The organism is Adlercreutzia mucosicola DSM 19490 (assembly GCF_000422625.1).
GTDB lineage: Bacteria > Actinomycetota > Coriobacteriia > Coriobacteriales > Eggerthellaceae > Adlercreutzia > Adlercreutzia mucosicola.
The window spans coordinates 69,513-81,785 of sequence record NZ_AUGK01000015.1 but is presented as its reverse complement, the minus strand read 5'-3'; the positions used below and the strand labels follow the sequence as shown (position 1 = coordinate 81,785).

At 68.3% G+C, this 12,273-nt stretch carries 7 protein-coding genes; 6 read left to right on the top strand and 1 reads right to left on the bottom strand.

From position 1 onward, the window contains the following. Window positions 1–257: 257 nt before the first annotated feature. The 4 genes from G503_RS14705 to G503_RS0109540 are packed head-to-tail and all read left to right on the top strand — an operon-like array spanning window position 258 to window position 6,188. The gene (locus tag G503_RS14705) at window positions 258–2,933 is read left to right on the top strand and encodes a YhgE/Pip domain-containing protein (RefSeq protein WP_084636499.1); all 2,676 of its coding nucleotides are present in this window, start codon (window positions 258–260) and stop codon (window positions 2,931–2,933) included. Continuing rightward, window positions 2,926–5,118: a YhgE/Pip domain-containing protein gene (locus G503_RS0109550; protein WP_028027393.1), complete on the top strand. Its 2,193-nt coding sequence runs from the start codon at window positions 2,926–2,928 to the stop codon at window positions 5,116–5,118. The genes G503_RS14705 and G503_RS0109550 overlap by 8 nt, the downstream gene beginning before the upstream one ends. A 12-nt stretch (window positions 5,119–5,130) precedes the next feature. Continuing rightward, window positions 5,131–5,586 (top strand): hypothetical protein, encoded by a 456-nt coding sequence (locus tag G503_RS0109545; RefSeq protein ID WP_028027392.1) that lies wholly within the window; start codon window positions 5,131–5,133, stop codon window positions 5,584–5,586. A gap of 38 nt (window positions 5,587–5,624) precedes the next feature. Beyond that, complete coding sequence (locus G503_RS0109540; protein WP_235715537.1) at window positions 5,625–6,188, top strand: hydrogenase maturation protease; 564 nt, start codon at window positions 5,625–5,627, stop codon at window positions 6,186–6,188. Here G503_RS0109540 and nth read toward each other — a convergent pair. Continuing rightward, window positions 6,185–6,847: an endonuclease III gene (gene nth / locus G503_RS0109535; protein ID WP_028027390.1), complete on the bottom strand. Its 663-nt coding sequence runs from the start codon at window positions 6,845–6,847 to the stop codon at window positions 6,185–6,187. The two genes, G503_RS0109540 and nth, sit on opposite strands and share 4 nt — an antisense overlap. A gap of 193 nt (window positions 6,848–7,040) precedes the next feature. Between nth and mfd the strand changes: the two genes are divergently transcribed. Then, entirely contained in the window at window positions 7,041–11,033 is a 3,993-nt protein-coding gene (mfd, locus tag G503_RS14700) for a transcription-repair coupling factor (protein WP_235715536.1), read from the top strand. 148 nt (window positions 11,034–11,181) lie between these two features. Further along, the gene (locus tag G503_RS0109525) at window positions 11,182–12,147 is read left to right on the top strand and encodes a DMT family transporter (protein WP_028027389.1); all 966 of its coding nucleotides are present in this window, start codon (window positions 11,182–11,184) and stop codon (window positions 12,145–12,147) included. The last annotated feature ends 126 nt before the right edge of the window (window positions 12,148–12,273 follow it).

The following is a 12,273-nucleotide window of genomic DNA, read 5'->3' as shown; positions in this document are numbered from 1 at the left end:
TCGGCAGTTAAGCCCCACCTCGCCGAAAGTACTGCGGCGCGAGGCCGCGGGAGGACAGGTCGTTCCGCTCGCAGGGGGCGCTTTTTCGCGCTCCGCTGTACGCATCACAGCCCCTCGAACTAAAAGTTCGAGGGGTTTTTCTTTTGCCTGACTTACGGGTGCGATTCGTCAACAGCGACGAGCGCACCAGGGGCGATTGCGCTATGATGAGCGGTGCACATGTGGTGGTCGAGACGAGCGGAAAGGGAGCTCATTCCATGCGCAATGTGTTGAAGATTCTCAAGCGCGATGTCCTGCGCCTGGTACATACGCCGGCGGCCCTGGTGGTCGTTGTGGCACTGTTGCTGCTGCCCTCGGTATACACCTGGTACAACGTTATCGGCTTCTGGAACCCTTACGACAACACGGGGAACTTGCGCGTCTGCGTGGTGAATCAGGATACGGGCGGCTCTTCTGAGCTGACGGGGTCCATGAACGTGGGCGACAAGATCGTTGATCAGCTGCACGAGAACGATCAGCTGGATTGGGTCTTCACCGACTACGACAGCGCCATGGCCGAGCTGCGTTCGGGCAATGCCTATGCCGCCTTCGTGATCCCGGCGCAATTCACTTCGGACCTGCTGACGATCACCACGGGGAAGTTCACCCAGCCCCAACTGCAATACTTCGTGAACGAGAAGGCGGGGCCGGTGGCGCCTAAGATCACCGACACGGGGGCCACGACCCTCGATGAGACCATCAACTCCACCTTCGTGTCCACGGTGACCGATGTGGCAGTGAAGGCTATCGACGAGGCCATTGACGACTCTCAGGCCCGGGCGGGCGAGTCGCGCTCGCGGGCGGCGGAGAAGATCGCGGCGGCGGCCACCTCAGTGGGCGAGGCCCGTACCACGCTGGCGGGCATCAAGACCGCTGCGACCGATGCTCAGGCGAAGATCGACGGGGCACGCGAGGCGCTGACCAGGGCCACGACGGGCATCGACGGGGCCGAGACCAGCCTTGGCGAGCTGTCGGCCACGTCTGCGGCCCTTCAGAAGACCCTGGCGGACTTCTCGGCCTTCGCCATGCCGGCGGTGACCAAGGCCCTAGGGGCGGCCACTACGGCGGCCTCTCAGGCCAACAACGCCGCTGCGAAGCTGACAGGTACCGTCGGCGAGGCCCAGGGCGGCATCCAGGCCGCCATCGCCCAGGGGCGGGCCGCCGTGACCGAGAGCCGGTCTACCGCTGATGCCCTGCGCGCGGCGGCCCAGGGGCTTACGCCCGGCTCGTCGGAGCGCGCGGCCCTGGAAACGCTGGCGAAGAACTTGGACGAGCGATCCGATGCGGCCGAGCAAACGCTGGACGACCTCGAGGGCCTTGCCGGCCGTACCCAGGATACGGCCGGGGCCATCGAGGATGCCACGGCATCGCTGAACACCGCGGTGCAGGAGGCCTCCGATCATATGAACGCCTACGCCACGGGTCTGTTCGGCACCACCATCCCCGCGGTGAACAGCGCCCTGGATGCCCTGGCGGAAACCTCCGATGCCCTCACCGAGGCCCTCGGCACCCAACGGCTGCTCGTGCAGCAGACGGGCCTGGTGATCGATCAGCTGGACGCTACCATGACCACGGCCCGCAGCACCATCGACGAGACCGATAAGCTGTTCGCCGGCCTGGAGTCGGAATTGGGCATCGTCTACAACGACGTGCTGGCCTTCGGCACCTCCGATGCCCTGGCGCGTCTGGTGGGCGAGGAGGGGCTGAACCCCGAGCGCATCGCCAGTTTCATGGCCTCTCCCACCGAAGTGAAGACCGAGCCTTTGTACACGCTGAATGCCTACGGCTCGGCTATGGCGCCGCTGTTCATGAACTTGACCTTCTGGATCGGCGCCTTCATGCTGCTCGTCATCATGCGCCAGGAGGTGGATGACGAGGGCGTGGCGGGACTCACCTTGGCCCAGCGCTATTGGGCGCGCTTCCTCCTGCTGGCGGTGATGGCCGTGCTCCAGGCGCTCATCTGCTGCGCCGGCGTGCTCGCCATCGGCGTGCAGGCGGTCAGCGCGCCCGCGCTCTTCGCGGCGGCGGCCTGCGCCTCGCTGGCTTATCTCGCGATCATCTACGCTTTCTCGGTCACCTTGCAGCATATCGGGAAGGGCATCTGCATCATTTTGGTGTTCGCCCAGATCCCCGGGGCCACGGGCCTGTATCCCATCGAGATGACCTCGGGATTCTTCCAGGCCATCTACCCGCTGTTTCCCTTCACCTACGGCATCGGGGCCATGCGCGAGGCCATCTGCGGTTTCTACGGCACCCAGTACCTCTCCGATCTGCTGGTGCTGGGGCTGTTCTTCGTGACGTTCATGGCCGCCGGGCTGCTGCTGCGACCGCTCATGGCGAACGTGAACCGTATGGTGGCGCGTCAGGTGCGCGAGGGGGGCCTGTTCAACGGCGAGGACGTGGACCTGCCCGTGCGGCCCTACCGCATCTCCCAGATTCTGCGGGCGCTTTCCGACAAGGGCGGCTACAGGGCCGCGCTCACGCGGCGCTATGCCCGCTTCTCGCGCTGGTACCCGCGGCTCATGAAGGGCGCGCTCATCGCCGGCGTGGCGGTGCCCGTGGCGCTGGCCGTGGTGTTCGCGCTGACGCCGGCCGAGAAGGTGTGGCTGCTTACGGCCTGGCTTCTGTGGCTCATCCTCATCTTCGTGGCCCTGGTGGTCATCGAGAGTTTGCGTTACAGCTTCGAGCGCCAGATGAAGCTGGAGGCGATGTCGGACGCGAGCCTCATCGGGCTCTACGACGCTTCGGCGGCCGTGCGTGCCGCCTCGTCGGGCGATGGGCCGGCCGAGGGCGCGACGGTGGCCGATCGCGCCGGGGCGGAGGCCGACGGCGGGGAAGGGGTCCCGGGCACCTTCCCCGGTGGGGCGTCGAAGGGAGGTGAGCGCGATGTCTAACGTGATCCGCTTGGCGCAGGCTGATCTTGCCCGGCTGCGGGCCAACGTGATGTCCATCATCATCGCCGTGGGCCTCATCATCGTGCCCTCGCTGTTCGCGTGGTACAACATCATCGCCTGTTGGAACGTGTTCGACAACACGGGCAACCTCACCGTGGCCGTGGCCAACACCGACGAGGGATACAAGAGCGATCTGGTGCCCTTGCGGGTGAACGTGGGCGATCAGGTGGTCAGCGCCCTGCGGGCCAACGACCAGATCGACTGGGTGTTCACCGACGAGGCCGATGCCATCGACGGGGCGCGCTCGGGCCGCTACTACGCGGCTGTGGTCATTCCGCCCAGCTTCAGTCGCGATATGCTCACCTTCTACACGGCCCACGTGCAGCATGCCGACATCATCTACTATACCAACGAGAAGAAGAGCGCCATCGCCCCCAAGATCACCGACAAGGGGGCCGATTCGGTGTCCTATCAGATCAACGCCGTGTTCGCCGAGACCCTGTCGGAGGTGTCGCTGTCGCTGGCGGAGTCGGTGTCCTCGTTCGCGGAGAACGAGGACTGGGACGGCCGCATCGCGGTGGTGGCCGATCACGTGCGCGAGATGGCCGACGCCTTCGATGACGCGGCCCGGGTGCTTTCCCTGTACAGTACCTTGGCCCAGGCCTGCCAGGACCTCGCCCAAGACTCCTCGGCTTTGGCCACGGCGGCAGCTGATGCCGTGGACACGACGCTCGCGGCCGCCACGAGCCGCACCGACGCGGTGCCCGGCACCGTGGACGCCCTCACCGATTCGGCCGCGGCGCTCTCCGGTGCCCTGGCCGACAGCGCGGCCGGCTTCGACGGGGTGTCGCGGTCCGTCGATGATTTATTCGACGTGGCGTCGCGGGATGTGGACGGAGCGGTGGGCGATTTGCGCAACCAGGCCACCACTTTGGAGAAGCAGGGTGCGCTGTATCGCGATGCGGCCTCGTCGCTGCAAGGGCTGGTGCCCAGCCTGCCGCCTGAGGTGCAGCCCCAGGCCAACGCCGTGGTCAGCCGCCTGAACACCGTGGCCGGCCAGGCCGATGCCATGGCCTCAAGCCTGCGCGGCGCCGCCGACAAGCTGGAGCGCGGTGCCGGCGACATCTCCGCGGAGCGCGAGGCGGCCAAGGCCCAGGCGGCCGAGGCGCGCCAATCCATCCAGGCGCTGAGAGACGAGTACGACGCCAACGTGCGTCCGGGCCTGGCCACCCTGGCCGAGGATGCCCGGGCCATGGCCACCTCCATGGGGACCATCACGGAGAACCTGCAGGGCGTGGGCGGCGATCTGTCGGCCTCAGCCGGCTCTGCCGCGACGGTGATGGGGGATGCGGCGACCAAGATCACCGAGACCACCGACAAGCTGCACGAGGTGGCCGCCGACCTGCGGGCCATGGCCGTGGACATCGACGCGGCCCTGGCGTCGGGCAACCGCGAGGCGCTGCGGGATGTGCTGGGCGCCGATGTGTCAGTGCTGTCCCGGGCCCTGGCCGCGCCGGTGGCCCTCGATCGGGTGCCGGTGTTCCCTGTGGAGAACTTCGGCAGCGCCATGGCGCCGCTCTACACCACCCTGGCCCTGTTCATCGGCTCGCTGTTGATCCTCGTGGTGATCAAGCCGCGCCCCTCGGTCCGCGAGATCGAGGCGGCGGGGCTTACGGCCCCCAAGCCGCGCCAGCTGTTCTTCGGGCGCTTCGGCGTGATGGCGGCCCTCTCTCTGGCCCAGACTACGGTGATGGCCCTGGGCAACTTGCTGTTTCTGCACGTGCAGGTGGCCAATGTCGCGCAGTTCATGGTCTGCTTCTGGGGCGCCGGGCTCGTGTTCACCTTCATCATCTACGCTCTGGTGGTGTCCTTCGCGAATTTGGGAAAGGCCATCGCCGTGCTGCTGCTGATCATCCAAGTGACCGGCTGCGGCGGCTCGTTCCCCCTGCAGCTTTTGCCCGGCTTCATCCAGGCCTTGAGCCCCTGGCTGCCCGCCACCCATGTGGTGAACGCCATGCGCACCGCTATGATGGGCGGCGCGGCGAGTGACTTCTGGCTGCAGATGGGACAATTGGCTCTGTTCCTGATCCCCGCCGCCCTTTTGGGCCTTGTTTTGCGCAAGCCGCTGGAGAAGTTCATGGAATGGTACGTGGAACAGGTAGAATCGTCCAAGTTAGTTGGATGATAAGGAGTGCCCATGGCCGGCTTGACCGATGAGCAAATTGCCGAAGAGGAGAAGTTTCTGCGGGGGCTGCCCCGGGTGAACTTGGGCGCGCTGTTCCTGGCGCCGGTGTGGGGGCCGGCCCATGGGATGTGGGCGGCGTTTCTGTTCTTCGTGGCGTGGCTGTTCACCGATAATGTTATCTATGCGGCGGTGATCGAGCCGACGGCGCTGTCGGTGGTGCTGGCCGTGGTGATGACCGTGGCGCTCGTGGGAGCAACGGTGGTGTTCGCCATCGTGTCGCAGCCCTTCGCGGCCCATCGCGCCGAGAATAGGGGGGAGAGCCGCGAGCACTACCTGCGCCGCCAACGGGTGTGGGCCGTTGCATCGGCCGTGGTGGCTGTGATCGTGGTGGTGCTGGCCACCTACTACAATCTGGAGATCCGCCCCGCGGTGGATGCGGCCGCTGAGGTGGCCGCGGGCGCGCAGTGAGCGCCGCGGCCAGGCGGGGCGCCGCGGCCGGGGACGGGGTGGCTGCGGTAGTGCCTGGTGTGGCCGAGGGGGCTGCGACGGTGGGCGCTGGCGGCGTTTCGGCCGATCCGTCCCGTACGGCGGCGGTGTTCTTCGTGGGCAACCGCCTCATGTTGGACGACGGCGTGGGTCCGGCGGCCTACGACGAGATCGTGGCCGCCTACGATATTCCCGACAACGTGACCCTGCTCGATGTGGGCTGCATGGCCCTGGACATGCTGTTCTATGTGGATCGCTGCGACCTCATCCTCACCGTGGATGCCGTGGACGGGACGGGCGATGCGCCCGGCACCGTCTACCGCTTCGAGCCCGAGGCCATGGCGCGCCATTCCGGCCCCGAGGCGTCGCTGCACGACCTGAAGCTCGTGGATCTCTTCGATGCCGCCAGCCTGATGGGCTACGAGGCCGAGGGCTATTGCTTGGGCATGCAGGTGGGAAATCCCTCGCCCGAGCAGTTCTGTGTGGGGCTCACCCCCGCCTGCGCGGATGCCCTGCCCCTCCTCGTGGAAACCGTCGTCGCCGAGCTTGACCGTCGCGGGTTCCCGCTTACCCGCAAGGACTAGCTCCACTGGCCGCAGGTGGGGCACAGGTCGCCCACGATGCAGTCGGCGCAGCGGGGGTTGCGGGCGCGGCAGAACTCGCGGCCGAAGTGTACCCACTGGTGGTTGATGAACAGCCACTGGGGGCGCGGGTAAACCTTCAGCAGGATGTCTTCCACCTTCTGGGGCGTGTCGGCCGAGGGCCCGGCCAGCTTCAGACGATGGGCGATACGGTAGACGTGGGTGTCAACGGCGATGCCCTGGGGGTCCTTGAACGCCTCGCACATCACACAGTTCGCCGTCTTGCGGCCCACGCCCGGCAGCTTCTGCAGCGCGTCCACGTCGGCGGGAATCTCGCCACCGAAGTCGGCCATGACGGTTTGGGCCAGGGCCACGAGGTTCTTCGCCTTGCTGCGGAAGAACCCGAGCGAGCGGATGATCTCGGCGATGGCGGCCGGGTCGGCGGCGGCCATGGCGGCCGGGGTCGGGTAGGCGGCGAACAGCGCCGGGGTGGTCTTGTTCACGGCGGCGTCGGTGCACTGGGCCGACAGCACCACGGCCACCGTCAGCTCGAAGGGGGTGGTGTAGTCCAGCGACGCCTTGCCCGGCCCGTAGTGGGCGAACATGCGCTCCTCGACGGCCGCCGCCCGCTCACGCTTGCTCGCCAGAGATTCCCGTGCCATGATCGCTCCTTGTCGCCGCTTACCGCATCGTTACCGTTGGGGATTCCCCGCGGATTTCCGTTTCCGTTATGAAGTACACTGTAGCAAACCGCGGCCGCCTTGTTGGGCGGCTTTTCGGGTTTCCACGAACGACCGCCCCTGCGGCCCCGCGCCTTTCCGGCGACGGAGCCGCGGCTGACGAAAAGAGATTGCCGTGCTCATCGATGCGCTTGCCTTCACCTTGGAGAAATCGGGCTGCCTGGAGGCATTCTGGGGAAAGCTCGACGACGGCACCGATGCCACGTTGGGCGTGGCCGCTTCGGCCCGGCCCTTCCTCGTGGCGGCCCGCTTCGCCCACGGGCCCCAGGCCACGCTCGTGGTGGTGGCCGGGGAAGACGCCGCCGTGGCCTTCGCCCGCCAAGTGGCGGCCTTTCTGGGGGAGGAGCGGGTGCTGCGCTTCCCCGAGCGGGCCGACGTTCCCTTCGCGCCGCAGAAGCCCGACGCCCGGGTGATCGCCCAGCGCATGGAGGCGGCCTGGGCGTTGCAGTCGGCCCGGCCCGTCGTGGTGGTGGCCAGCGCCCGGGCTCTTCTGCGCCTCATGGCGCCGCCTTCCGCCATGGCCGCGCGCCCGCTGGTCCTGCAGGCCGGCGCGGAATTGGACGCCATGGGCATCTCCGGCGTGACCGAGCTGGACGACCTGCCCCGGGCCCTGGCAGCGGCCGGCTATGCCGATACCGGCGAGCTGGACGGGCCGGGCACCTTCGCCCACCGCGGGGGCACGCTGGACGTGTTTCCCGGCAACCTCGCCTATCCGGTGCGGCTCGACTTCTTCGGCGACGAGCTGGACGAGATCCGCCGCATCGTGCCGGCCACGGGCCAGACCATCGCGTCGCTTCCGGCGGTGGACATCTATCCGGTCTCGGAGTTTCCCACCTCGCCCCGGGCCCTGGCCGACGCCCGGCGCGCCCTGGAGAAGCCGGCGTTCACGAACCCGGCTCTGCGCGACGTGCTGGAGAAGCTGGAGGGCGGTCTTCGGTTCGAAGGGGCCGACGTGATTCTGCCCTACCTGTACAAGGAGCCGGTGACCCTGGGGGCCTATGCCGGCGCGGGCACCATGTGCGCCCTTATCGAGCCGCGCTCGCTCTTCGACGATGCCTCCCACGGCGCCGACGACCTGGCCGAGTGGGCTCGGGGCACGAACATCGCCCTTTCCGGCCTGTACGCGAGCCCGGCCGCCATGGACTTCGGCGGGGCCGTGCGCGCCACCTACGTGTCCATCATGCGCGTGGGCGGCGAGCTGGACGATGAGCTGCCCGTGAAGCGCGTGGACGTGGCCGGCGTGCCCGACAAGATCTTCGGGAAGCTGAAGAGCCTCACCGACGACCGTTACACCGTGGTGTTCTCCGCGCCGAACTACCGCGCGCGGGAGACCATGCGCCACGCCTTCGTGGACCACGGTATTCCTATCCAGATCCTGAAGCCGGAGAACCTCGACGATGGTAATAGTGCGGCGGCGGTCGGGCGGGGCGTCCCGCGCGCAGATTCCGCAGACTCGGAAAAAGAGGGGTATAATCCTCACCCCTCTTTTTCCGAAAGCGAGGACTGCCCGAGCACGGGATGTTCCTCCCGACCGCCGCTCGACGAGCTCCAAAGTGCGGATTCCGTAGATACCGACACCCCCGCCCAGGCCAAGCGCCGCTTGCGCCGGGGCGTGGTGAACATCGTGGATGTGGACATTCCCCTCGGCATGATCATCCCCAAGGCGCATCTCGCGCTTGTGAGCGCGGCCGATACCCAGGGCTCGCGGGCCGCCAGCCGCGCGGCGCGGGTGTCGGTGGATGTCACCGAGGTCACCTTCCCCTTCAAGCCGGGCGACTACGTGGTGCACGCCGCCCACGGCATCGCCTTTTTCCGCGATCTCGTGCGCCGCGAGGTGGACGGCACCGAGCGCGACTACCTGCAGCTGGAATACGCCGAGGGCGACAAGCTCTTCGTGCCCACAGAGCAGCTCGACCGCGTCACCCGCTACGTGGGGCCGGAAGGGGCAAGCCCGCGGCTCACGCGCCTGAACACGAGCGACTGGTCGCGGGCACTTGCGAAGGCTCGCAAGGCCACCAAGAAGCTCGCCTTCGACCTCGTGGACGTGTACGCCCGCCGCGCCGCCACCCAGGGCTTCCGCTTCAGCTCCGACACCCCCTGGCAGCGTGAGATGGAGGAGGCCTTCCCCTATCAGGAGACGCGCGATCAGCTGGCCGCCATCGCCGACGTGAAGGCCGATATGGAATCGGCTCGGCCCATGGATCGCCTCATCTGCGGGGACGTGGGCTTCGGCAAGACCGAGGTGGCCCTGCGCGCCGCCTTCAAGGCCACCCAGGACGGCAAGCAGGTGATGGTGCTGTGCCCTACCACCATTCTGGCCCAGCAGCACTACACCTCCTTCAAGGACCGTTTCGAGCCCTTCGGCGTGAAGGTGGAGGTGCTCTCGCGCTTCCGCACGAACGAGCAGCAAGCCCGGGCGCTCGAGGGCTTCGCGTCGGGGGAGGTGCAGGTGCTCGTGGGCACCCACCGGCTGCTCTCCCGCGACGTGAACCCCCACGACCTGGGCCTGGTGATCATCGACGAGGAGCAGCGCTTCGGTGTCGCGCACAAGGAGCAGATGAAGAACTTGCGCGAGTCCATCGACGTGCTCACGCTGTCGGCCACGCCCATTCCCCGCACCATGCAAATGTCGCTGTCGGGCGTGCGCGACATGTCGCTCATCCTCACGCCGCCCGACGAGCGGCGAGCGGTGGAGGTGCACGTGGGGGAGTGGGATCCCGACGTGGTGAGCGCCGCCATCCGCTACGAGCTGGCCCGGGGCGGTCAGGTGTACTACGTGAGCAACCGGGTGCGCTCCATCGACGAGGCGGTGGACCGCGTGCACGCCGCGGCCGGCGAGGCGCGGGTGGGTGTGGCCCACGGGCAGATGACCCGTGAGGAGCTGGAGCGCGTGATGGAGGAGTTCGCAGCCGGCGAGCTGGACGTGCTTGTGGCCACCACCATCATCGAGAGCGGCATCGACAACCCGCACACCAACACGCTCATCATCGAGGACGCCCAGCGGCTGGGCCTCGCCCAGATGTACCAGCTGAAGGGCCGCGTGGGCCGCTCGTCGGTGCAGGCCTTCGCCTACTTCATGTTCCCCGAGAACGTGCCTCTGACCGAAGAGGCCGCCGCGCGCCTGACGGCCTTGAGCGAGCATCAGGATCTGGGCAGCGGCATGCGCATCGCCATGCGCGACCTGGAGATCCGCGGCGCCGGCTCCATGCTGGGGGCCGAGCAGTCGGGCAACATGTCGGCAGTGGGCTTCGATCTGTTCGCCCAGATGCTCTCCCAGGCTGTGAACGACACGCGGGAGCGCGGCGAGGCCTCAGGCGAGCTGCCCCCGGCGCTGTCGGACATCACGGTGAACATCCCCGGCCACGCCTACCTGCCCGAGGAGTATATCCCCGACGCCGACGCGCGGGTGCTGTGGTATCGCAAGCTGGCCGCGGCGGCCACGGTGGATACGGTAGCGGCCCTGCGGGAGGAGATGCTCGCGAAGGCCCCCGAGATGCCCCCAGCCGCGGCGAACCTGTTCGAGCGGGCGCGGCTGAAGGCCTTCGCCAACGAGCACGGCATCAAGCTGATCTCGGTGGTGGCCGGTCGCTTGGTGGTGGAGCCCATCGACATTCCCGCCGACAAGATGAAGGGCCTGCGCCGCGCCGCGGCCCGCTACAATCCCGACAAGCGCAGGCTCGCCCTGCCCCTGCGCTACTTCGGCCTGGAGGAGCAGGACAACCTCATGGGTCCCATCGCGGGCTTTCTGGCGGACGTGGCCGGCGACGGGAGCGCCGAGGAGCCGCTGGACGGGCGGGCCGCCGAGAGGGCGGGCGGGGGCGCGGCGGAGGGGGCTGCGAACGGGGCCGAGAGGGTTGTGACTCCGGCCGCGGCCCCATCGGCCGGCGCGTCCCGTGGGGGCGGGCTTCAGCCCGCCCGCGCGAGCCGGGCTGACGGGCGGTCCGGAGGCTGCCCCAGCGAAAACCGCACTGCGCCGTCGGGACGCGGTACGGGTAGCAAGCTGACGGCGCGCGGAGAGCGCCGAGCCGCGACCCGAGCTCGGGGCGAAGCGGCCCGCGATCGCTTGGCGGCCAAGCGGGCGGCTCGGGCGAAGAAGCGGGACGAGTAGCGGAGGCGGCCGCCCTTGCGGGCGCGCCGCCGCTGGACGAGATGGGGCGGTTTGCCGTCACCGGGCGCGCTGGGCTGCATGGCCCTGGCGCGGCCCGCGGGGCGTTCGGCAGACCATGAGAGACGAAGAGCGAGAGAGGAAGACGCGCATGACTGCAACGAGCCATTTCTGGCGGGGCGTGGCCTGTGCGCTGGGCGGGGCCACGCTGTGGGGCTTCTCGGGCGCCTGCATCCAGTTTCTGGGGGAGAACTATGCCATCACCTCGTCGTTCATCTCCTTCGTGCGGGCGGCCGTGGCGGCAGTGCTGTTCATCGCCGTGGTGCTGGCCACCCGCCGCGAGGCCCTGCTCTCGCTGCTCGATGCCCGGGCGGCCCGCGGGCCGCTACTGTTGTTCGGCGTGGGGCTCTACCTCAGCCAGATCACCTACGCCATTTCCATTGAGTACACCAACGCCGGCACGGCCACGGTGCTCCAGGCCACCTGCACGGTGTTCGTCATGCTGTTCACCTGCCTGAAGCTGCGCCGCGCGCCGCGCGTGCCCGATCTCATCGGTCTGGTGTGCGCCCTGGCTGCGGCGACCCTCATCGCCACCCAGGGCGATTGGGGCGTCATCGTGCTGCCGATGGCGGGTTTGGCCTGGGGTATTGTCAACGCTCTGTCCGAGACGCTCTACATCATGGCGCCGCAGCGCCTGTATGGCCGATGGGATCGCGTCACCATCATCAGCTGCGGTATGGTGATCAGCGGCATCGCGGCTGCCCTCGTGTGGGCGGCCCAGGCTGTGGGCGGTGGTGCGGGCCTGTCCTCTCTCGTTCCGGCCTTGGACGCCGTCGGCTGGCTCGCCCTTATCGGGGGCGTGGGACTGCTCGGCACCTTTGCTGCCTTCGGCCTGTTCCTCTACGGCGTGTCCCTCGTCGGCTCCGTGAAGGGGAGCCTCCTCGGCGTGGCCGAGCCGGCTGGCGCCATGGTCATCGCCGCCCTGTGGCTCGGCACGGCGTTCTCGGGAGCCGATTGGGCGGGCCTTATCCTCATGGCCGCCATGATCGCGCTTGTGTCCCTCTCGGGTGCGAAGGGGAAGCGGGCTTCGGAAGCGACTGCTCCGCCGGCGTCGTAGGGCGGTTCTGGTCGACCTGCCCGTCATCGCGGACCGCTTGTCGGAGGCGGTGCGCAGGCAGGGCCGGGGGCATTCTGGACCGGTGTCCGGCGGGCGAGGGGCCGCCCCGTCGCGGGCGAGCCATGC